The organism is Caulobacter sp. AVps18 (assembly GCF_058681425.1).
Genome location: NZ_CM178737.1, coordinates 2,889,500 through 2,909,253, shown reverse-complemented (window position 1 = coordinate 2,909,253; position 19,754 = coordinate 2,889,500). Strand labels below are relative to the sequence as shown.

Genomic DNA, 19,754 nt, shown 5'->3' with positions numbered 1-19,754 from the left:
GAGATCAGCCGGGCCGCCGGGTCAGGCGCGTTCGACCGTATTGTGGGCCTTGGCCAGGATGGAGTCGGCGTTGGCGATGAACTTTTTCACGTTGCGGGCCGCCTGCTTGATGCGGTGCTCGTTTTCCACCAGGCCGATGCGGACATAGCCCTCACCATACTCGCCAAAGCCGATGCCGGGGGCTACGGCGACCCCGGCCTCTTCGATCAACAGGCGCGAGAACTGCATCGAACCGGCCGACTCGAAAGCCGGCGGAATCTTTGCCCAGGCGAACATCGAAGCCGGCGGACTGGGAATGTCCCACCCCGCGCGCTTCATCGACGACACGAGAGTGTCGCGCCGGCCCTTGTAGATGGCGCGGATTTCGTCGACGCAGTCCTGCGGACCGTTCAGCGCGGCCGCCGCCGCCACCTGAACAGGCGTATAGGCACCGTAGTCCAGATAGGACTTCACACGGGCCAGGGCGGCGCAGATGCGGGCGTTGCCGACCACCATGCCGACGCGCCAGCCGGCCATGGCATAGGTCTTGGACAGCGAATTGACCTCGACGGCGATATCCTTGGCACCCTCGACCTGCAGCACCGACGGCGGCGGGTTGTTGTCGAAATAGATCTCGCCATAGGCCACGTCGCTGATGACCAGCAGGTCGTGCTTTTTCGCAAGCGCAATGGCGTCCTTGTAGAACTCCAGGTCCACCCACTGGGCGGTCGGGTTCGACGGGTAGGACAGGATCAGTACCGTGGGCGGCGGCGCCGAGTGCTTCACCGCACGACTGATGTTGGACAGATAGTCCTCTGGCGAGAGGGCCGGCACGTGGCGGATCACGCCGCCGGCCATGATGAAACCGAAGGCGTGGATCGGATAGGCGGGATTGGGGCAGATGATCACATCGCCAGGCGCTGTCAGGGCCTGGGCGAGATTGGCGAAGCCTTCCTTGGAGCCGAGGGTGGCGATTACCTCGGTATCGGGGTTCAGCTTCACGCCGAAGCGACGGTCGTAGTAGCTGGCCATGGCCTTGCGCAGACCCGGGATACCCTTGGACGCCGAATAGCGGCCAGCCTTGGGGTCGCGGGCCGTCTCGATCAGCTTGTCGACGATGTGCGGGGGCGTCGGCATGTCAGGATTGCCCATGCCGAAGTCGATGATATCGGTCCCCTCGGCGCGCAGGCGCGCCTTGATCTTGTTGACCTCTTCAAAGACGTAGGGCGGCAGGCGACGGATACGATGAAAGTCGGTGGTCATTTTGGGGCTCTATGCGCCGCTCCGGCGCGTCGGGAGCAAAAGTCGGGCATGGATAGACCCCAAGCGGGGCCACGCCAAGCCAGTTCAAGGATGATTATGCCTCCGTCGCCCTATTGGGGCTGGGACGGAGGCGCGGTAGCTCGGCCGCGCGCGGCCTTTGCAAAGGCTTCGGTGTCCGCGCGGTCCGCTGCGGTGGGCGCGCCGAAGTCTGGTGCCTTGGCGGCCGCGCGGGCGCGGGCGGCAAAGGCTTCGGTGTCTGACAGCGTGAACAGGCCCGAGGCGGCCTTGCGGCGAACCGCATCACCGGCGGCCTGTTCGGTGGTCACGGCGGCCTTGAAGCCTTCAGCAGCGCGTACGTCGGTGGGCACGGCGGGGATGTCGGCAAAGGTCGGGCGAACGCCGCGACGCTGGGCTGCGGCCCGGGTCGCATCGGCCACTGGCGAGGCCGGATCGACCGTCGCACTCGAGAACGGCAAGGCGCAGCCGGTCACGCTCATGGCCGTGAGACCGATAAGCACGCCGAGGCGTACGATTTTGCCTGTTTCGCCGTTCATCTTGTCTCTGGTCTTATGCGATGATCACGGCAAGCGAAAGGCCGTGAGCGGCAGGTTGCGAGCCGAACCGGAATAAACACGCGGGAGGAACCAGCATGGCGACGGCGAAAACACCCTCGAAGCCGCGTAAACCGGCGGCCACCAAGGCAAAACCCGCCTCCGCCAAGCCCAAGAAGTCCCCTGCCCCGCCGGTCGCGGAAATTGCGCCCAAGCCGCTGCGCGAATCAGTCGGCAAGCCCGAGGCCGCCCCAGCGCCGTCCCAGATCCCCAATTTCGAGGCCATGGTGTCGCCCGACCAGCGACACATGCTGGAAACACTGTCGGCCAATCTGGCCCGAGCCGCGGTCACCGCTCAGGGTGCCATCGCCGAAGCGGCGCTGCGCCAGGCCGACAGGCCGGCCGCCCTGACACCGGACCCCTTCCACGTGGCTCCGGCGATGAACGAGGTGATGTCGCGCCTGGCAGCGCAGCCCGACAAGCTGATGCGCGCCCAGGCGGACCTCTTTGGCCGCTATATGGATCTCTGGCAGTCGGCGGCACGTCGCGCAGCGGGAGAGGAGACCACCCCCGTGGTCGCCCCGGCCAGCGGCGACAAACGCTTCAACGACCCCGACTGGGTCTCAAACCCGATGTTCGACATGATGAAGCAGTCCTATCTGCTGTCGTCGAACTGGCTCAACAGCCTGGTCTCTGGCGTTGAAGGCGTTGATCCCTCGACCAAACGCCGGGTCGAGTTCTTCACCAAGATGCTCACCGACGCCTTCTCGCCGTCGAACTTCCTGATCTCCAACCCGGCAGCGCTGCGTGAGGTGATGCAGACCAATGGCGAGAGCCTGGTGCGCGGCATGCAGAACTTCGCCGCCGACCTGGAACGCGGCGGCGGCCAGCTGGCGATCAGCCAGACCGACCTGGAGAAGTTCAAGGTCGGCGAAAACGTCGCCACGGCGCCGGGCAAGGTCGTCTACCAGAACGACATCCTGCAACTGCTGCAATTCGATGCGACGACCGAGCAGGTTCACGAGATCCCGCTACTGATCTTCCCGCCGTGGATCAACAAGTTCTACATCATGGACCTGCGGCCCGAAAACTCGATGATCCGCTGGCTCAGCAGCCAGGGTTTCACGGTTTTCGTGGCTTCCTGGGTCAATCCCGACGCCGCCCTCGCCGCCAAGACCTTCGAGGACTACATGCTGGAAGGCGTTTACGACGCGACCCAGCAGGTGATGACCCAAACCGGCGTCGATAAGGTCAATACCGTCGGCTACTGCATCGGCGGCACCCTGCTGTCCTGCGCCCTGGCCCACATGGCGGCGCGCGGCGACAAGCGGATCAACTCGACCACCTTCTTTGCCGCCCAGCAGGATTTCGCCGAGGCCGGCGACTTGCTGCTATTCACCAACGAGGAATGGCTGCAGTCGATCGAGCAGCAGATGGACCAGACCGGCGGCTTCCTGCCCAGCCAGTCGATGGCCGACACCTTCAACGCCCTGCGCGGCAACGACCTGATCTGGTCGTTTTTCGTCAGCAACTACCTGATGGGCAAGGAGCCGCGCCCCTTCGACCTGCTGTTCTGGAACGCCGACCAGACCCGCATGCCCAAGTCGCTGCACATGTTCTATCTGCGTAATTTCTACAAGGACAACGCCCTGACCCAGGGCCTGCTGTCGCTGGGCGGCGAGACGCTGGATCTGAAAAAGGTCAAGACGCCGATCTATGTGCAGTCGTCGAGGGACGACCACATCGCACCGTTCCGCAGCGTCTATCGCGGTGCCAAGGCGTTTGGCGGTCCGGTCACCTTCACCATGGCGGGCTCAGGGCACATCGCCGGTGTGATCAACCACCCTGACGCCAAAAAGTACCAGCACTGGACCAATGCCGACTTGCCCGACACGGTCGAGGGCTGGATGGCCGATGCCACCGAGCATGCCGGCTCATGGTGGCCGCACTGGGCGGGTTGGCTGAAGGAACGCTCAGGCAAGCTCATTCCGGCGCGCGACCCGGAAAAGGGACCGCTTAAGCCGATAGAGAGTGCGCCGGGCAGCTATGTGCGGGTGCGCTCGGACACATGATCGCGCGCCATGGATGGCGCGGTGGGACATCACCGCTGGGCCGGGTGAGCTTGCAGTAAGGCACCCATTGCCTTACTTTACGCCAGCGAGCTTCCAGCGAGGATGCCATGGCCACCGAGCTTCTGATCACCGCCAAGGGACAAGTCACCCTGAAGAAGTCACTTCTGGATCATCTGGGCGTGCGTCCGGGCCAGAAGGTGGATGTCAGCCTGCTGCCCAACGGACGGGTGGAACTGCGCCCCGTGGAAGGCAAGCGCGACCTTTCCAGCGTCTATGGGATTCTCAAGCGCGACGGCCAACGCACCGTCACCCTTGAAGAAATGCAGGAGGCTATTGAGGCGGGCGCCTGCGGCGAATGAGGGTCGCACTCGACACCAATGTTGTGGTGCGGTTCCTGGTCGTCGATGACGAACGACAGGCCGTGGCCGCCCGCAATCTGATCGAAGCCGCAGACCAGATCGTCCTGTCGATCCCCGTCCTGTGCGAAACGGCTTGGGTCCTTTCTCGCTCCTATCGCTACCCACCATCAGCCATGGCCCAAGCGTTGAGGCGATTGGTCGATCTTCAGGGAGTCGAAGTGGACCGCCCCGCCTTTGAGGCTGGCGTCACCATGCTTGAAAACGGCGGCGACTTCGCTGACGGCTGCATCCTGTTCGAGGCGGAGCGCGCCAAGTGTGATCGCCTGGCGACGTTCGATACCGCCCTCATTGCACTCAGCCGCGGCCGCGCCGGGCTTCCTTGAGCCCGGCGACGGATCAGAGACCCGCCGCTTCCTCTAGACCAAGCGCCAGATTCAGGTTCTGAACCGCCGCGCCCGAGGCACCCTTGCCCAGGTTGTCGAGCAGAGCCACCAGGCGCGCCTGACCGCCTGCATCTGAACCAAACACGAAGATCTTCAGGCGGTTGGTGCCGTTCAGCCCCTCGGGGTCCAGCGTGGTCATGGACTGGCATTCGTCCAGCGAGGCGACTTCGACAAAGGCCTCGCCCTCGTAGTGGGCGGCGAAGGCGGCCTGGATATCGTGAAGCGTCCGCCCGTCACTCAGTGAGGCCAGATGCAACGGCAACTCCACCAGCATGCCCTGGGCGTAGCGGCCGACGGCGGGGGTGAAGATTGGCCGGGTCAGCAGGCCGCCATGCTTCTGAATCTCGGGCACATGCTTGTGCGAAAGACCCATGGCGTAGATCCGGTAAGGGACCTTGGTGAAGTTGGCTGCAGCCTCGTCCTCGAACTCGGCGATCATTGCCTTGCCGCCGCCGGTATAGCCCGACACGGCGTTGAACGAGAGCGGCAGATCGGGCGGCAGGATGCCCGCCGAGACCAGAGGCCGCGCCAGGGCGATGGCGCCGGTGGCGTAGCAGCCGGGGTTGGAAATGCGGGTCGCAGCGACAATCTTGCCGCGCTGCTCGCCGTCCAGCTCGGCAAAGCCATAGGCCCAGTCCGGCGCGGTGCGATAGGCGGTCGAGGCGTCGATCACCTTGACGCTCGGGTTCTCGATGAGACTGACGGCCTCCTTCGAAGCCTCGTCGGGCAGGCACAGGATCACAGCGTCGGCGCTGTTGAGCATGGCTGCCCGCGCAACGGGGTCCTTGCGCTTGTCGGGATCGATCGAGATCAATTGCAGATCGCTGCGGCCGATCAGGCGCTCGCGGATCTGCAGACCCGTGGTGCCGACTTCGCCATCGATGAAGACCTTCGGGGTCATCGCGACCTCCCAACCAGACAAGAGACCAAGAAAAAGGGCGCTTCGGTTTCCCGAAGCGCCCTTTTCCAAACACGGTGAACCGCGTTTAGCGCTTCGAGAACTGGAAGCTACGACGGGCCTTGGCCTTGCCGTACTTCTTACGCTCGACCACGCGGCTGTCGCGCGTCAGGAAGCCGTGCGGCTTCAGGACGGGACGCAGCGCGGGTTCATAGTAGGTCAGAGCCTTGGACAGACCGTGGCGCACGGCGCCGGCCTGGCCCGACAGGCCCGAACCTTCAACGGTGACGACGATGTCGAACTGGCCTTCGCGGTCGGTGACCTGCAGAGGCTGAGCAATCATCATGCGCAGAACCGGGCGAGCGAAGTAGATCGCCTGGTCGCGGCCGTTGATGGTGATGGTGCCCTTGCCGGGCTTGATCCAGACGCGAGCGATCGCGTTCTTGCGCTTGCCGGTCGCGTAGGCGCGGCCTTGAGCGTCGATCTTCTGGACGGCCGGAGCGGCCGCTTCGGGGTTGCTGGACAGGCTGGCCAGCGCGTCAAAGCCTTGAGCTTCGGACATGACTTAGGCGCTCCGGGTGTTTTTGGCGTTGCGCGCAGCGAAATCGATCGCTTCCGGGCTCTGCGCTTGGTGCGGGTGCTCACCGTTGTTGTAGATGAGCAGATGCGTCAGCTGCTTGCGAGCCAGCGGGCTCTCCTTGGGCAGCATGCGCTCGACGGCCTTTTCGAGGACGCGTTCCGGGAAGCGGCCTTCCAGCAGCTTGCGCGGGGTGGTCGACTTCACGCCGCCCGGGTGACCGGTGTGGCGATAGTAGATCTTGTCGTCCATCTTCTTGCCGGTGAACTTCACCTTGTCGGCGTTGATCACGACGACGAAGTCGCCGCAGTCAACGTTGGGGGTGTAGTCGGGACGATGCTTGCCGCGAAGACGCATGGCGATGAACGTCGCCAGACGACCGACAACGGCGTCTTGAGCGTCGACCACGATCCACTTCTTCTCGACCTCGGCGGGCTTCAAAGAAGCCGTGGTCTTTTGCATGGGATTGATCCGTATTCCTTGTGCGTCGAGAGCCAAAGAAGCGGCTCCGTTCGCGTGAGGGGCGGCTGATACGCGAGGGTTGCCCCCCTGTCAACAATGAGCCCGCACAAAACTCGACAAACCCTTATGGTACAAGGGTTTCCGGTATGCGGTATCATAATACCCCAAAAGCAATCGTCATCGCAGCGTCACGGAAGGCAGGCATAGGGCGAGCATTGTCTGGAGTGCCCGTCATGACCGTCTCACGCCGCGCTTTCATCGCCTCGGCCGCCACCACTCTGGCCTTTACGGGCCTCCATGCCCGTGCCCAAGACAACGACGGCGTCGTGGACGCCTACCTCAACGAGGTCGAGGGCTATGGCGCACTGCAGCCCGACCCCAAGGGCATGCTGGAATTGCCGCAAGGCTTTTCCTATCGGGTGATCAGCCAGGCCGGCGAGACCATGGGGGACGGGTTCCTGGTTCCGGGTGCCTTTGACGGCATGGGCTGCTTCGATCTCGGCGAAGGCCGCGTGGCCCTGGTCCGCAACCACGAGCTTGGCCCGCGCGCCTTCGACTACGGGCCGTTCGGCCTGGGTGGACGGCTGGCCGATCGCCTGCCTCGCGACCGCGCCTACGACTTCAGCGACACGGGTCTCCCCCTGCCCGGCGGTACGACCACGATGGTCTATGACCTCAGGAGCGGTCAGACGATCAGCCAGCATCTGAGCCTGGTGGGCACAGCGGTGAACTGCGCCGGCGGAATCACGCCCTGGGGCTCTTGGCTGACCTGCGAGGAAACCACCCTCACCGCCGGCCTAGAGATCGGCAAGGACCACGGCTACGTCTTCGAAGTGCCCAGCGCCGCCAAGGGCCTGGTCGATCCCAATCCGCTGAAGGCCATGGGCCGCTTCAAGCATGAGGCGGCGTGCATCGATCCACGCACGGGCGTGGTCTACATGACCGAAGACCTCCAGGACGGCCTCTTCTACCGCTATCTGCCCAATGACCGTCGCAACCTGGGGGCCGGCGGGCGGCTCCAGGTGCTGGGCTTCGTTGGCCAGGAGACAGACGCCGACACACGCAATCAGGAAAGCGCTGAGCTGTTTGCCCAGGGCACCTGGAAGACTGCGCGCTGGATCGACGTCGATGGCGTCGACAACCCCTATGACGATCTGCGCCTGCGCGGCCACGCCAAGGGCGCCGCCTTCTTCGCGCGCGGCGAAGGCCTGTGGTGGGGTCAGAACGAACTCTATTTCACGGCGACCTCAGGCGGCGCGGCCGGTGCCGGCCAGATCTTCCGCTACGTTCCCAGTGCCCAAGAGGGCCAGGCCGGTGAGGCCGATGCGCCCGGGCGGCTTCAACTGTTCGTCGAGAGCAAGAACGAGAACGTTCTGGACTATGCCGACAACATCACCGTCTCGCCCCTGGGCCATATCGTGGTGTGCGAAGATCGCTATTCGGAGACCAAGCCCAACCACATCAAGGTGGTCACCCCACAGGGCAAGGTCTTCACCCTGGCGCGTAACATCTTCCGGGGGAACGCCGAGTTCGCCGGTGCCTGCTTCTCGCCAGACGGCCAGACGCTATTCGTCAATGTGCAGTGGCCCGGCATCACCCTGGCCATCACGGGGCCGTGGGCGACAGCAAGGCTTTAAGGGCGCCGCACGCGCCAGGCGAAGGCCGTCGCGACTGCCAGCAACACGGCGGCGCCAGCCTGGTGCAGCACGCCCAGCGACACCGGCACGTGCGCCATAAGAGTCCAGATGCCGGACGCCGCCTGCAGAGTCACCACGATCGCCACACCCAGGCCCAGGGCCCGCGCCTCGCTCGGCAGGCGGCGCGCGCGCTGGGTCAGCACCCCCACGGCGATCCCGGCCGCAAAGAGCGCATAGGCCACCAGACGGTGATGCAGTTGCACAGCCCCCTGGCTGTGGGCCAGCGTGCCCCAAAAGCCATTGCCGACATAGGCGTCGGGTAAAAAGGCTCCGTTCATCAGGGGCCAGTCGTTATAGACCAGCCCAGCATCGTTGCCGGCCACCAGGGCGCCCAACAGGCTCTGAAAGAACACGGCAGCGAGAAAGCCCAAGGCCCAGCCGCGCCAAGGCGAGCGCTCTTCGATCCGGGGCGAGCCGGCCCAGGCGTCCAGCGCGGTCCAGATCAGCACGACGAACAGGGCCAGAGCCAGACCCAGATGGGTCATCAGGCGTTCAGGCGCGACCGACACGCGCTCTGAGAGACCGCTGGACACCATCCACCAGCCGATAACGCCCTGTAGGCCGCCGAGGGCCAGCATCACGGCGCAGCGCCAGATCAGCCGGCGGGGAATCATTCGCCGAATCAGGAAGAAGACAAAGGGAATCGCGAAGGCTGCGCCGACCACGCGGCCTAGCAGCCTATGCCCCCACTCCCACCAGAAGATGGTCTTGTAAGCCTCCAGCGTCATGCCGGCATTGACCAGTTGATACTGCGGTATCTGCTTGTAGAGCTCGAAATTAGCCTGCCAGGCGGCCTCCGACAGGGGCGGCAAGGCCCCCATGATCGGCTTCCACTCGGTAATGGAGAGGCCCGAGTCGGTCAGGCGCGTCGCACCTCCGACCACAACCATGGCGAAAACCAGCGACGCCACGGCAAACAGCCAGATGGCGACGGGGCGAGAGCGATCTGAACGCAGGAATGACGTCATGACGACGGAAAGAGCGCCTGTTCTGGGCCGAAGTTGGGCGGCGAAGCGGTACTCCCGACAGCGCTTCTCGTCCATGCCCCATGACGTACGTAAGGGTTCATGCGATGGTTGGAGACAAGGCCCGGCCTTGGCAGAAGGAGGTTCTGATGAGTGGAGTGGGCGTATTTGCGGCGGCGATCATCGGCATACTGGCCGGCTGGATCGCGGATATCGCTCTGGCCCGCCGTCACTCCCTTTTCGTCAAGCTGCTGATCGGCGTGATCGGCTCGTTCATCGGAACCTTTATCGCCCAACGCCTGCAATTGCCGTTCAGCGGCTTCTGGGGCGGCCTACTGGTGTCGAGTGTCGGCGCCGTCCTGTTCCTGGCCGTGCTCGGCCTTGTTCGGAGACCTGCATGAGCGATCCCCTCATTCCCGCCCGCCCCATGATTCCAGCAAGACTGCGCAAGCTGATCGGCGGCGTCGGCATCATGGTGTTCCTGGCCCTCTACATCTGGGCGGGAACCAGCCTCTTCGACTTCCTGCCCGACAACCGCGCCATCCACCTGATCTATTTTGTCGTTGTCGGCATGGGCTGGGGTTTGCCGCTGATGCCGCTGATGTCGTGGATGGGCAAGGCCGACAAGCCGGTCATTCGCTGACAAGCGGGCCAGAATCGAAAAAGGCCGCCCCGTAGGGCGGCCTTTCCGTTCTTCCGTTTATTCCCTCGCGGAAATGGTCGGAGCGACAGGATTTGAACCTGCGACCCCTTGACCCCCAGTCAAGTGCGCTACCAGGCTGCGCCACGCTCCGACGGAAGAGGCGCTCTTATAGGCGCCGCTCCGGGGCTCCGCAACCCGAATTCCGGGCGAATTTCACTAGGCATCAAAGACGGTTCAAAAGCCCGTCCAGACGGGACTTCACGGCATGGAGTTCATTGAGCGCGTCAGCCAGACGATGGCGCTGCGCCTCGCCCAGATCGGCCGCAGGAAGCGAATCGCTGGAAAGGACTGCGCAGGCCTGCCCGCTCGCCGGCGCCCCTGCAGCGATCACTGGGGCCAGGCCCTGCTCGCGATGCAATTGCTGCACGTCCTTGATACTCAGGCCGTCGCCATGCAGCAGGGCGCGGACGCCGCTCAGCACGGCGACGTCCTGCGGACGATAGAACCGCCGCCCTCCGGCCCGCTTCATCGGACGAATGAACGAGAATTTGGTTTCCCAGAAGCGCAGCACATGCTGCGGCACGCCCAGCGCATCGGCGGCTTCGGAGATCGTGCGGAAGGCGTTGGGTCCCTTCGCCACCGCGCTTTGAGCCCTAGCCGCCCAGGGCGCGGTCAATCCGCGCCTTCATGACCTGCGAAGCGCGGAAACCGATCACGCGACGGGGCTCGATCTCGGCCGGCTCGCCGGTCTTGGGGTTGCGCCCCATGCGGGCGCGCTTGTCGCGAACCTGAAACACGCCGAAGCCCGAGAGCTTGACCGTCTCGCCGGTCTCCAGAGCCTCCGCCACCAGGTCGAGCGTGCGCTCGACAAGGCCTGCGCAGTCCTGACGGGTCAGGCCAACCTCTTCATGAACCGCCTCGCAGAGGTCGGCTCGGGTCAATGTCGCGCCCTTCATGACGCCCCCCACGCGCTTTGGCCGGGCCACCAGGGACCGCGCCAGATTGAACACACTCGTCTCACTCAAGCGAAGGTCGTCGCCCCCCGCCTCGCGAACGCTCACGTTTAGCCCCGCTTGCATGCCGCGATTACCGCATGAAGTCAAAGACTCAAGGCCAAGACTTCACGCCCGCTCACCGGCAAGGCGCCAAGGCTCGCTAGAGGCGCAGAAGGCAGGCGCCCCAGGTCAGTCCGCCCCCCATGGCCTCCAGCAAAAGCAGTTGTCCCGGCTTTATGCGGCCATCGGCCACCCCGTGTGCAAAGGCCAGGGGAATCGAGGCCGCCGAGGTATTGGCGTGGATCGCCACCGTCGAGATGACCTTGTCCTCATCCAGCCCCACGCGATTGGCCACGCCTTGCAGGATCCGCTGGTTGGCCTGGTGAGGAATGAACCAGTCAACGTCGGCGATTTCGACACCGGCGTTTGCGGCGGCGGCCCAGATCGCCTCGGAAATGTTGATTACCGCGTGCTTGAAGACCTGGTTGCCCAGCATCCGAAGCTTGCCGACGGTACCGGTCGTCGAAGGCCCGCCATCGACGAACAGCAGCTCCTGCTTGGTGCCGTCGGCGCGCAGGGCGAAGCTCAGCAGGCCCTGATCGGCGGTGGTGCCCTGCCCTTCACGCGGTTCGACCACCACGGCGCCGGCACCGTCGCCGAACAGGACGCAGGTACCGCGGTCAGTCCAGTCCATCAGGCGCGTCATGGTCTCCGCGCCGATCACCAGGGCGCACTTGGCGTGCCCCCGCGCCACAAAGCCGTCAGCGACGCTCAGCGCATAGACAAAGCCTGAACAGACGGCCTGGATATCGAAGGCGATCCCGACCGGAGCGCCCAGCTTGCGCTGAACAATGGTGGCGGTTGCCGGAAAGGTCAGGTCAGGCGTGGTGGTAGCCACGATGATCAGGTCAACGTCAGCGGCGGTCTTGCCGGCCGCCTCCAGCGCCGACTTGGCAGCCTCGAAGGCGAGGTCGGAAACTGCCTGGTCTTCGGCGGCCTGATGGCGCTGCCGGATGCCGGTGCGCTCGACGATCCACGCGTCGCTGGTGTCGACGAACTCGGCCAGGTCGGTGTTGGTGACGATCCTCGGCGGCAGATAGGCGCCGACCCCGGTGACCGCGCTACGGATGACGCTCACTCACTGGCTCCCTGGCTCTCGACGCCGGACGCGGCGTCTTCCGTGCTGGCCGCCGTGGCGGTCAGGCGGTTGAGGTTTCGATCGATCTCGGCTGTGAAGTCGCTGCGCGCCAGGTCGGCGGCCACACGGATCGCCGAAGCAAAGCCGTTCGCGTCGGCGCCGCCATGGCTCTTGACCACAATGCCATTGAGGCCAAGCAGCGGCCCGCCGTTCACCCGGCCCGGATCCAGCCGTGCCCGCATCTTCTTCAGGGCTCCCGAGGCAATCACGGCACCCAACATGGCCAGCGGCCCCGAGGTCAGGGTGGACTTGATCTCGTTGGAGAAAAACCGTGCCAAGCCCTCGGCCGTCTTGAGCGCGACATTGCCCGTGAAGCCGTCAGTGACCACCACATCGACAGTGCCATAGGCGATGTCGGTGCCTTCGACGAATCCGCGATAGTCGAAGTCCAGTTGGGTCTCTTTCAGGATCGCGTGCGCCTCGCGTACCTCCTCATGGCCCTTCTGGTCTTCCGAACCCACATTCAGCAGGCCCACCGTGGGGCGCTTGGAGCCATGTACCGCGTGGTGGAAGGCCGCGCCCATGATCGCAAACTCGACCAGTTGCGCCGCGTCGCTTTCGACATTGGCCCCGACGTCCAGCACCGCCGTAATGCCCTTCATCGTGGGCCAGCTGGCGACAATGGCGGGGCGCTCAAGATCGGCGCCCATCCGCAGGATCAGCTTGGAGATCGCCATCAGGGCGCCGGTGTTGCCGGCCGAGACGCAGGCCTGGGCTTCGCCGGCGCGCAACGATTCGACCGCGTTCCACAGACTTGAGCCCTTGCCCCGGCGCATGGCCTGGGCCGGCTTTTCGTCCATGGCGATGAACTTGTCAGTATGGCGGACTTCGCAGACGGCGCGCGCCGCCGGTGCCTTTGCCAGTTCTGCATTCAGCCGTGTCTCGTCGCCGTGCAGCAGGAACCTGACACCTGGCTGGGCAGCCGCAGCCCGGGCAATGCCCGGAACCACGATGGACGGGCCGTGATCGCCGCCCATGGCGTCGATGGAAATGACTATGGATTGGGACACTTTGGCGCCGTCAGCTCCTGGGCGATCCGACCGCCCCAGAGAGGCGGCGGACGATACATCCGCGTGTCTATCACGCTAGCGTGGCGAGTCGGACCTGATCAGTCCTCGTCGCCCTTGGTTTTCAACGCCTTCAACGCCGCAAAGGGCGAAATCTCGGCGGTCGGTTGCGGCGGCTCGAACACAGCGCCCGGCTTGCGCGGGAACGGATCCAGCTCAAGCGCCAGGTGTTCGACCACATAACCCGACACGTCGATCATGTCGCTTTCCAGCACATCCGGCGGATCATCGGCCTCCGGGTCCAGGGCCAATTCGCCGCCATCGTCCTGTGGAGCCTGCTGACTGTCAGCGGAAATCACATGGATCTTGAACCGCGCGTCGATCTTCTCTTCGAAGTCGTCAGCCGTCGCGCTGCAGGTCTGCACCACACGGGCCCGGATCAGGCCCGACACTTCCGCGCCATCCAGCCAAGATGTCAGATAGACCTCAGCTTCGAGCATTTCGATGGCAACCAGGCCCAGCTGGCGCGCCAGCGCCTTGCGCTGCGTCGCATCGGGCTCAAGCCGGACGCTGACGCCGCCCCGATCCACGCGGCCCAGGCTGACCTGGCAGGGCCAGGGTGTTTCTACGGGTTCGGCCATTGCGCCTCTCCTTGCAACAGGGCGTCCAGCGACTGGCTGGCCAAGCTTTCCCGGGCGGCGACCACATAGGCCGTCAGACCGTCGATGTCGCCCTCGCCGCGCTCTTCGAGGGCCGTGCGCGCGATCATGTCCGACAAGGCCGCCGTATCAGGCAGCGACGCAACCGCCTCGTCGAAGGCCTTCAAGCGACCATAGAAGGCGCCGGCCAGCTTCTTCATCTTCTTGCCGACAGCGTTGTCCGAGACGCCGATTTCGCGGAAAGCGTCGTCCAGACCGCGCACATAGGCGTCGAAAACCGCCTGCGAGGTTTCCTCGGCCACGCCGCCCTGCCCCTTCAGACGCTCGAGCACGATGACGACGTGCAAGGTGAAGAGCTCGAAGCGCCCCTCAAGCGAGTCGCGCACGCCCATGGTCACGTAAAGCGGCGCCGATCGCGCCTGGGCGACGGCTCCCGCATAGAGCTTGCCTCCCGCCGCCTTGGCAGGCCTGGGTTTCAGCAGCCGATCCAGTATCATTCAACGCCTCTATTTCGCCGCGACCCGGAAGTAGATGAGCAACCGGTCGACGCGGGCCATTGAACTAAGCCCCCGCGGACGATAGGTCAAAGTCCAGCATTTTTCCGGTCCCGGAGCCCGCATGTTTCGTCCTGCCGTTTTCGTCGCAGCCGCCCTCGGCCTGTCCGCCGTGGTGTCCGGCTGCACGCCGTTGACGAGCTATTCCGGCTTTCAGGCCATTGAGGCCAAGCCGGCCGATATGAAGATTGGTGAGGACAGCAAGTCCACACTGATGGAAAAGCTCGGCTCGCCCTCGACTATTTCGACCTTTGACCCCAACACCTGGTACTATGTCTCGCAGACGACCGACCGGGTGGCCTTCTACAAGCCGCGCGTGATCAAGCGCGATGTCGTGGCTATCAAGTTCAATCCGGCCGACGAAAAGGTCGCTTCGGTCAACACCTTCACACTGAAGGACGGCAAGGTCATCGCCTATAACGGCCGCGAAACGCCGACGCGCGGCCGCGAGATGACCATTCTGGAACAGCTTCTGGGCAATGTCGGCCGCGGCGGCATGCTGCCTCAGGACGACCAAGGCGTGCCCGGCACCCGCCCGGGCGACCGTCGCTAGCGGTTACAAGTTTCGTAATAGAAAGCTAAGGGGCCGCAAATATCGATGCGGCCCTTTTTCACGTCCCGCGTGGCCGCACCCGCTCGACTCCACCCCACGATGATTTTGACGCGCTGAGTTCACTGATAGCCAAGCTTAGTGATCACCTGATCACTTGGCAGACCCGAAGGTTTGCAACACTTAATCAACCACCTATCCGGCAGACTGGCCCCAACTAAAGGTGGCCGGCGCAACGGCCGCGTGCGCGTTACAAGGCTAGGGGCAACTCTTGAACGGCATGGATCTCAATGCGCTGTCCGTACTCATCGTCGATGACAACGACAACATGCGCAAGATCATTGGCGCGATGCTCAAGTCGTTCGGTATGCGCAAGATTCACGAGGCCGGAGACGGACTGACCGCGCTGAAGGTTATGTCCAATACCGAGATCGATATCATCTTCACCGACCTGATGATGCAACCGGTCGATGGACTGGCGTTCATCCGCTGGATCCGCACGTCGTCCGCCAGCTCTGCGCCGTTCACGCCCATCATCATGCTCACCGGCCACGCAACTCAGCGCTCGCTGAACGAGGCCCGAATGGCGGGAGTCACCGAATTCCTGGCCAAACCGCTTACGGCGCGCGGTGTGATGCATCGTATCAACGAAGTCATCAACAACCCCCGCCCGTTCGTGCGCGTCGGTGACTATTTCGGACCGTGCCGCCGTCGTCGTATCGATCACGAGTTCACCGGCCTGGAACGGCGCGGCAAATTTCCAACATCCGACGATTTCGATCCGGAAGACGTCTACTGACCTTCACCGTCCTGCCAACGCCCAGACCGGAGCCGTAGGCAGCGCGAGATCAACACGATCCAAGTCGGAAGCATACCGGGTGTCCCAGGCGGGCCATCAGGGCAAGCCGTCTTTGCAGATCCGCTCCAGCCGCTCTGAATGAAAAGCGCCCCGCAGATCGCTCTGCGGGGCGCTTCATGCATTAGCGTCCGGCGATCATCAGCCGCCGTGGGCCAGAACCGCCAGAAGCAGCAGGGCCACGATGTTGGTGATCTTGATCATCGGGTTCACGGCAGGACCCGAGGTGTCCTTATAGGGGTCCCCGACGGTGTCGCCGGTGACAGCGGCCTTGTGGGCCTCCGAACCCTTCTTGTGCAGGACGCCGTCCTTGTCGGTGAAGCCTTCCTCGATCACCTTCTTGGCGTTGTCCCAGGCACCGCCGCCGCTGGTCATCGAGATGGCGACAAACAGACCCGTGACGATCACGCCCATCAGCATGGCGCCCAGCGAAGCGAAGGCATCCACCTTGCCGGCAATGGCGTTGATCACGAAGAACAGCACAATCGGCGAAACCACCGGCAAGAGGCTCGGCACGATCATTTCGCGGATCGCCGCCTTGGTCAGGATGTCGACCGCTTTGCCGTATTCCGGCTTGACCTCATAGGTCATGATCCCCGGGTTCTCACGGAACTGGCGACGCACCTCGGCTACCACCGACTCGGCGGCGCGCCCCACGGCCGTCATCGACATGCCGCTGAACAGGAAGGGCAGCAGCCCCCCAAACAGCAGGCCGACCACCACATAGGGATTGGACAGGTCGAAGGTGACTGGCCCCATGCCTTCGAAGAAGCTCCCCGGCGCCGCATTGGCCGAGAAGAACTTCAGGTCTTCGGTATAGGCGGCGAACAGCACCAGTGCGCCCAGGCCGGCCGAACCGATGGCGTAGCCCTTGGTGACGGCCTTGGTGGTGTTGCCCACGGCGTCCAGAGCGTCTGTGGTGACGCGAACTTCCGGCGGAAGGCCGGCCATTTCCGCGATGCCGCCGGCGTTGTCGGTGACCGGGCCAAAGGCGTCCAGGGCGACGATGAAGCCGGCCAGGGACAGCATGGTGGTCGTGGCGATGGCGATACCGAACAGGCCCGCCAGATTATAGGTCACCACAATGCCGACGATGATGGTCAGGGCCGGCAGGGCTGTGGATTCCAGCGACATGGCCAGACCCTGGATCACGTTGGTGCCGTGCCCTGAGACCGAGGCTTGAGCCACCGACTTCACCGGACGGAAATTGGTGCCGGTGTAGTACTCGGTGATCATCACGATCAGCGCGGTAACCGCCAGACCCGCCAGCCCGCAATAGAACAGGCTGTCGGCGTCAAAGGTCTTGCCGTTCACGGTGACAGCGGTCGGGACCAGTTGATGGATCACGTACCAGACGGCCGGGATCGACAGCAGGCCGGTGACGATAAGGCCCTTGTAGAGCGCGCCCATGATGTTCTGGCTCTTGCCCAGGCGGACAAAGAACGCGCCGACGATCGAGGTGACGATGCACACCGCGCAGATGGCCAGCGGCAGCAGCATCATCGAGGTCACCACCTCGGTGCCCCGGAAGAAGATCGCCGCCAGGACCATGGTGGCGACCGTGGTCACGGCATAGGTCTCGAACAGATCGGCAGCCATACCGGCGCAGTCGCCGACATTGTCGCCGACATTGTCGGCAATGGTCGCAGCGTTACGGGGATCGTCTTCCGGAATGCCGGCTTCAACCTTGCCCACCAGATCGCCGCCCACGTCGGCGCCCTTGGTGAAGATGCCGCCGCCCAGACGCGCAAAGATCGAAATCAGAGAGGCGCCGAAGCCCAGCGCCACCAGGGCGTCCACCACGGGACGGCTGGTCGCCTCAAAGCCCATGCCGACGGTCAGCAGCGCATAATAGCCCGCCACGCCCAGGAGGGCGAAGCCGGCGACCAGCATGCCGGTGACAGCGCCGGAGGTGAAGGCCATCGAAAGGCCCTTGGCCAGGCTCTCGGATGAGGCCTGGGCGGTTCGGACGTTGGCCCGGACCGAGATCAGCATGCCTGCAAAGCCAGCTGCGCCTGAAAGTACCGCGCCCACCAGGAAGCCGCCGGCGGCCCACTGACCGATCAACAGATAGACCCCCACCAGAATGACCGCGCCGACGATGGCGATGGTGAGATATTGCCGACGCAGATAGGCCTGAGCGCCCTCCTGGATCGCCGCAGCGATCTCCTGCATCTTCGCATTGCCGGGCGATGCCCGCATCAAGCTGGCCGTCTGCACGGCGCCGTAAAGCACCGCCAGCAGCCCGGCCGCTATGGCCAGTGTAAGCCAAAGACTCATCAGAAAATTGCCCCTTCGCGCTTCAATCACGAGGGGGTCGCCGTTCCAGTTCAGGCGCCTTGATATCGCTCAAGAGGCCGTCCGGTTCGACGGGCGGGTCTTATGACCTCATGCCCCCTCGATGCTCCCTCCTGACGCACGGTCGGCGCCAAGAGGAGAACACTGCCAAATGGCGCAGGGGTGCGCAACCCGGCCCCGCACAAGCAGTCGGGGCGCGCATCGGGAGACCTAATGGTGCGCGGCGGAGGCCGCTACGGCGGGAGCACCAGTGCGGCGCACGCCCGAGGGGTGAGGAACCTGCTTGCGGGGGATCTGCTTGGTGATCTCGACAGAGGCGATCTTGCCCTTGCCAACCAAGGCGGCGGCCTCGCGCATCACGGCCGCCTGCAACTTGGCGGCATCGACCTCGACATAGCTGTCGGACCGCGTGAAGGGGGTGCGATGGGCGGCGCGGACAATGGCGTCGCGTAGCAGCGGTTCCTTCTCGGCAAATACCGTGACCGGAACCTCGTGGGCCATCTTCAGGGTAAGATTGACGAAGACATAGTTGATCAGCCTGCCGTTCTCGACGATGGGCACGGCGAACGGCTGGATCTTGACCACAGGATCCGGTGCAGGCGCCTCGCCTTCCTTCTTCTTTTCCGAACTGGCCCAGGCGGGACTCGAAACGGCAACCAGGATGGCGATGAGCGCGGCACGACGCGTGAGGGCGAAGGAAGAGGTCATGCGCCTTCAATACAGCGCAAGCCTTGAGGTTTCGCTACCGGCGGCTAGAGCATTTTCCGATAGGTGTGAAACGGTTATCGGATCGAAAAATGCTCTAAACTTTTGATTCAGAGCCCTTTTCACCCGCCCCTGAGAAGCCATCAGGGGCGGGTGAAAAGGGCTCTAGGAGCTGTGGACTCTAGGGATTCCCGAAGGGTGCGAAGCGTGATTCAAGACTGTCTTTTGGGAGGCGGTCTTGGGTGTGATGGATCGTTTGGTGCTGAGTGACGCTGATTGGGACCGGATGTCTGGCCTGATCATCGGGCGTCCTGACCAGAAGGGCTCGACCGGCCGCGACAACCGGATGTTCGTCGAGGGCGTGTTGTGGATCGTGAGGACGGGCTCGCCCTGGCGCGATCTGCCCGAGGTGTTCGGCGATTGGAATAGCGCCTTCCGGCGGTTCAGTCGCTGGAGCCAGAAGGGCGTCTGGCGGCGGATCTTCGAGGCGATGTCGGGCGATCCAGACTTCGAATACCTGATCATAGACTCCACCATCGTCCGCGCCCACCAGCACGCTAGCGGGGCCAAAAAGGGGGGTCTGAAGATCAAGCCCTTGGACGCTCGCGCGGCGGACTGAGCACCAAAGTCCACATGGCCGTGCGAGGCCTGGGCCAACCAGTCCGGTTCATTCTCACGGCCGGGCAACGGGGAGACGCACCTCAAGCGGGTCCGTTGATCGAAGGCTTGCCGGCCAAGGTCGTCATGGCCGACACCGCCTACGATGCAGATCATCTGCGTCAGGCGATCACCGCCAAGGGCGCCGTCGCCGTCATCCCCAACAATCCTTCACGCGCTCAGAAATATACGCTCGACCCGCACCTCTACGCCCAGCGCCACCTCGTCGAGTGCTGCTTCAGTCGCCTCAAGCAGTTCCGCCGTGTCGCCACCCGCTTCGAGAAGACGGCGAGAAACTACCTCGCCGTCCTGCACCTCGCTGCCGCAATACTCTGGATGCGATAAGTGTCCACAGCTCCTAGGGCG

At 64.1% G+C, this 19,754-nt stretch carries 23 protein-coding genes and 1 tRNA gene; 9 read left to right on the top strand and 15 right to left on the bottom strand.

Annotated elements, in window-relative coordinates; genetic code table 11:
- Positions 1-21: 21 nt before the first annotated feature.
- Both ACW179_RS13360 and ACW179_RS13355 read right to left on the bottom strand, forming a co-directional pair.
- A complete protein-coding gene (locus ACW179_RS13360) occupies positions 22-1,242 on the bottom strand; it encodes an LL-diaminopimelate aminotransferase (protein WP_492059974.1) in 1,221 nt (406 codons plus the stop codon).
- 110 nt (positions 1,243-1,352) lie between these two features.
- Positions 1,353-1,796: a hypothetical protein gene (locus ACW179_RS13355; RefSeq protein ID WP_492059973.1), complete on the bottom strand. Its 444-nt coding sequence runs from the start codon at positions 1,794-1,796 to the stop codon at positions 1,353-1,355.
- 281 nt (positions 1,797-2,077) lie between these two features.
- Between ACW179_RS13355 and ACW179_RS13350 the strand changes: the two genes are divergently transcribed.
- From ACW179_RS13350 to ACW179_RS13340, 3 genes are all read left to right on the top strand, one after another.
- Positions 2,078-3,865 carry a class I poly(R)-hydroxyalkanoic acid synthase gene (locus tag ACW179_RS13350; protein WP_492064313.1) on the top strand — a complete coding sequence of 596 codons (1,788 nt, stop codon included), beginning with the start codon at positions 2,078-2,080 and terminating at the stop codon, positions 3,863-3,865.
- Between the two features lie 107 nt (positions 3,866-3,972).
- The gene (locus ACW179_RS13345; RefSeq protein WP_492059972.1) at positions 3,973-4,224 is read left to right on the top strand and encodes an AbrB/MazE/SpoVT family DNA-binding domain-containing protein; all 252 of its coding nucleotides are present in this window, start codon (positions 3,973-3,975) and stop codon (positions 4,222-4,224) included.
- A complete protein-coding gene (locus tag ACW179_RS13340) occupies positions 4,221-4,607 on the top strand; it encodes a type II toxin-antitoxin system VapC family toxin (RefSeq protein ID WP_492059971.1) in 387 nt (128 codons plus the stop codon). The genes ACW179_RS13345 and ACW179_RS13340 overlap by 4 nt, the downstream gene beginning before the upstream one ends.
- Positions 4,608-4,620: 13 nt before the next feature.
- On the opposite strand, the gene argC is transcribed toward ACW179_RS13340, so the two are convergent.
- The 3 genes from argC to rplM all read right to left on the bottom strand — a co-directional run bounded on the left by argC (position 4,621) and on the right by rplM (position 6,604).
- Complete coding sequence (argC, locus tag ACW179_RS13335) at positions 4,621-5,568, bottom strand: N-acetyl-gamma-glutamyl-phosphate reductase (protein WP_492059970.1); 948 nt, start codon at positions 5,566-5,568, stop codon at positions 4,621-4,623.
- Between the two features lie 85 nt (positions 5,569-5,653).
- Complete coding sequence (gene rpsI / locus ACW179_RS13330) at positions 5,654-6,127, bottom strand: 30S ribosomal protein S9 (RefSeq protein WP_062146811.1); 474 nt, start codon at positions 6,125-6,127, stop codon at positions 5,654-5,656.
- 3 nt (positions 6,128-6,130) lie between these two features.
- A complete protein-coding gene (gene rplM, locus ACW179_RS13325) occupies positions 6,131-6,604 on the bottom strand; it encodes a 50S ribosomal protein L13 (protein WP_035047832.1) in 474 nt (157 codons plus the stop codon).
- 233 nt (positions 6,605-6,837) lie between these two features.
- Between rplM and ACW179_RS13320 the strand changes: the two genes are divergently transcribed.
- Positions 6,838-8,241 carry an alkaline phosphatase PhoX gene (locus ACW179_RS13320; RefSeq protein WP_492059969.1) on the top strand — a complete coding sequence of 468 codons (1,404 nt, stop codon included), beginning with the start codon at positions 6,838-6,840 and terminating at the stop codon, positions 8,239-8,241.
- Here ACW179_RS13320 and ACW179_RS13315 read toward each other — a convergent pair.
- The gene (locus ACW179_RS13315) at positions 8,238-9,269 is read right to left on the bottom strand and encodes a COX15/CtaA family protein (protein WP_492059968.1); all 1,032 of its coding nucleotides are present in this window, start codon (positions 9,267-9,269) and stop codon (positions 8,238-8,240) included. The two genes, ACW179_RS13320 and ACW179_RS13315, sit on opposite strands and share 4 nt — an antisense overlap.
- 146 nt (positions 9,270-9,415) lie before the next feature.
- Here ACW179_RS13315 and ACW179_RS13310 point away from each other — a divergent pair, with 146 nt between their 5' ends.
- Together ACW179_RS13310 and ACW179_RS13305 are read left to right on the top strand one after the other, a co-directional pair.
- Positions 9,416-9,667, top strand: coding sequence for a GlsB/YeaQ/YmgE family stress response membrane protein (locus ACW179_RS13310; RefSeq protein WP_492059967.1), 252 nt, complete (start codon positions 9,416-9,418; stop codon positions 9,665-9,667).
- Entirely contained in the window at positions 9,664-9,909 is a 246-nt protein-coding gene (locus ACW179_RS13305; RefSeq protein ID WP_492059966.1) for a DUF2842 domain-containing protein, read from the top strand. Before ACW179_RS13310 ends, ACW179_RS13305 begins: the two co-directional genes overlap by 4 nt.
- Before the next feature lie 74 nt (positions 9,910-9,983).
- Here ACW179_RS13305 and ACW179_RS13300 read toward each other — a convergent pair.
- The 7 genes from ACW179_RS13300 to ACW179_RS13270 all read right to left on the bottom strand — a co-directional run bounded on the left by ACW179_RS13300 (position 9,984) and on the right by ACW179_RS13270 (position 14,265).
- Positions 9,984-10,060, bottom strand: a tRNA-Pro gene (locus ACW179_RS13300).
- 72 nt (positions 10,061-10,132) lie between these two features.
- On the bottom strand, positions 10,133-10,549 hold the full coding sequence (locus ACW179_RS13295) for a MerR family transcriptional regulator (RefSeq protein ID WP_492064312.1): 417 nt from the start codon (positions 10,547-10,549) through the stop codon (positions 10,133-10,135).
- Positions 10,550-10,562: 13 nt separating this feature from the next.
- Positions 10,563-10,865 carry an integration host factor subunit alpha gene (locus ACW179_RS13290; protein ID WP_035047822.1) on the bottom strand — a complete coding sequence of 101 codons (303 nt, stop codon included), beginning with the start codon at positions 10,863-10,865 and terminating at the stop codon, positions 10,563-10,565.
- A 199-nt stretch (positions 10,866-11,064) separates the two neighbouring features.
- On the bottom strand, positions 11,065-12,042 hold the full coding sequence (locus ACW179_RS13285) for a beta-ketoacyl-ACP synthase III (protein ID WP_492059965.1): 978 nt from the start codon (positions 12,040-12,042) through the stop codon (positions 11,065-11,067).
- Positions 12,039-13,112 carry a phosphate acyltransferase PlsX gene (plsX, locus tag ACW179_RS13280; protein ID WP_492059964.1) on the bottom strand — a complete coding sequence of 358 codons (1,074 nt, stop codon included), beginning with the start codon at positions 13,110-13,112 and terminating at the stop codon, positions 12,039-12,041. Before plsX ends, ACW179_RS13285 begins: the two co-directional genes overlap by 4 nt.
- 98 nt (positions 13,113-13,210) lie before the next feature.
- Entirely contained in the window at positions 13,211-13,750 is a 540-nt protein-coding gene (locus ACW179_RS13275; protein ID WP_492059963.1) for a YceD family protein, read from the bottom strand.
- Complete coding sequence (locus ACW179_RS13270) at positions 13,735-14,265, bottom strand: ubiquinol-cytochrome C chaperone family protein (RefSeq protein ID WP_492059962.1); 531 nt, start codon at positions 14,263-14,265, stop codon at positions 13,735-13,737. The genes ACW179_RS13275 and ACW179_RS13270 overlap by 16 nt, the downstream gene beginning before the upstream one ends.
- Before the next feature lie 121 nt (positions 14,266-14,386).
- Between ACW179_RS13270 and ACW179_RS13265 the strand changes: the two genes are divergently transcribed.
- The gene (locus tag ACW179_RS13265; RefSeq protein WP_492059961.1) at positions 14,387-14,875 is read left to right on the top strand and encodes an outer membrane protein assembly factor BamE; all 489 of its coding nucleotides are present in this window, start codon (positions 14,387-14,389) and stop codon (positions 14,873-14,875) included.
- A 268-nt stretch (positions 14,876-15,143) separates the two neighbouring features.
- On the top strand, positions 15,144-15,671 hold the full coding sequence (locus ACW179_RS13260) for a response regulator (protein WP_492059960.1): 528 nt from the start codon (positions 15,144-15,146) through the stop codon (positions 15,669-15,671).
- Positions 15,672-15,869: 198 nt separating this feature from the next.
- On the opposite strand, the gene ACW179_RS13255 is transcribed toward ACW179_RS13260, so the two are convergent.
- A complete protein-coding gene (locus ACW179_RS13255) occupies positions 15,870-18,008 on the bottom strand; it encodes a sodium-translocating pyrophosphatase (RefSeq protein WP_492059959.1) in 2,139 nt (712 codons plus the stop codon).
- Between the two features lie 228 nt (positions 18,009-18,236).
- A complete protein-coding gene (locus ACW179_RS13250) occupies positions 18,237-18,734 on the bottom strand; it encodes a hypothetical protein (RefSeq protein ID WP_492059958.1) in 498 nt (165 codons plus the stop codon).
- A gap of 235 nt (positions 18,735-18,969) precedes the next feature.
- Here ACW179_RS13250 and ACW179_RS13245 point away from each other — a divergent pair.
- Positions 18,970-19,733, top strand: a protein-coding gene (locus ACW179_RS13245; RefSeq protein WP_492059466.1) for an IS5 family transposase whose coding sequence is annotated in 2 segments (ribosomal slippage) — positions 18,970-19,305 and positions 19,308-19,733 — 762 coding nt in all. Because the reading frame shifts where the segments join, the coding sequence is not laid out codon by codon here.
- Positions 19,734-19,754 lie beyond the last annotated feature (21 nt).

Bases quoted from the DNA above. Each gene is read 5' to 3' on its own strand.
- ACW179_RS13360 (WP_492059974.1), bottom strand. From the start codon at position 1,242: ATGACCACCGACTTTCATCGTATCCGTCGCCTGCCGCCCTACGTCTTT.
- ACW179_RS13355 (WP_492059973.1), bottom strand. From the start codon at position 1,796: ATGAACGGCGAAACAGGCAAAATCGTACGCCTCGGCGTGCTTATCGGT.
- ACW179_RS13350 (WP_492064313.1), top strand. From the start codon at position 2,078: ATGGTGTCGCCCGACCAGCGACACATGCTGGAAACACTGTCGGCCAAT.
- ACW179_RS13345 (WP_492059972.1), top strand. From the start codon at position 3,973: ATGGCCACCGAGCTTCTGATCACCGCCAAGGGACAAGTCACCCTGAAG.
- ACW179_RS13340 (WP_492059971.1), top strand. From the start codon at position 4,221: ATGAGGGTCGCACTCGACACCAATGTTGTGGTGCGGTTCCTGGTCGTC.
- argC (WP_492059970.1), bottom strand. From the start codon at position 5,568: ATGACCCCGAAGGTCTTCATCGATGGCGAAGTCGGCACCACGGGTCTG.
- rpsI (WP_062146811.1), bottom strand. From the start codon at position 6,127: ATGTCCGAAGCTCAAGGCTTTGACGCGCTGGCCAGCCTGTCCAGCAAC.
- rplM (WP_035047832.1), bottom strand. From the start codon at position 6,604: ATGCAAAAGACCACGGCTTCTTTGAAGCCCGCCGAGGTCGAGAAGAAG.
- ACW179_RS13320 (WP_492059969.1), top strand. From the start codon at position 6,838: ATGACCGTCTCACGCCGCGCTTTCATCGCCTCGGCCGCCACCACTCTG.
- ACW179_RS13315 (WP_492059968.1), bottom strand. From the start codon at position 9,269: ATGACGTCATTCCTGCGTTCAGATCGCTCTCGCCCCGTCGCCATCTGG.
- ACW179_RS13310 (WP_492059967.1), top strand. From the start codon at position 9,416: ATGAGTGGAGTGGGCGTATTTGCGGCGGCGATCATCGGCATACTGGCC.
- ACW179_RS13305 (WP_492059966.1), top strand. From the start codon at position 9,664: ATGAGCGATCCCCTCATTCCCGCCCGCCCCATGATTCCAGCAAGACTG.
- ACW179_RS13290 (WP_035047822.1), bottom strand. From the start codon at position 10,865: ATGAAGGGCGCGACATTGACCCGAGCCGACCTCTGCGAGGCGGTTCAT.
- ACW179_RS13275 (WP_492059963.1), bottom strand. From the start codon at position 13,750: ATGGCCGAACCCGTAGAAACACCCTGGCCCTGCCAGGTCAGCCTGGGC.
- ACW179_RS13270 (WP_492059962.1), bottom strand. From the start codon at position 14,265: ATGATACTGGATCGGCTGCTGAAACCCAGGCCTGCCAAGGCGGCGGGA.
- ACW179_RS13265 (WP_492059961.1), top strand. From the start codon at position 14,387: ATGTTTCGTCCTGCCGTTTTCGTCGCAGCCGCCCTCGGCCTGTCCGCC.
- ACW179_RS13255 (WP_492059959.1), bottom strand. From the start codon at position 18,008: ATGAGTCTTTGGCTTACACTGGCCATAGCGGCCGGGCTGCTGGCGGTG.
- ACW179_RS13250 (WP_492059958.1), bottom strand. From the start codon at position 18,734: ATGACCTCTTCCTTCGCCCTCACGCGTCGTGCCGCGCTCATCGCCATC.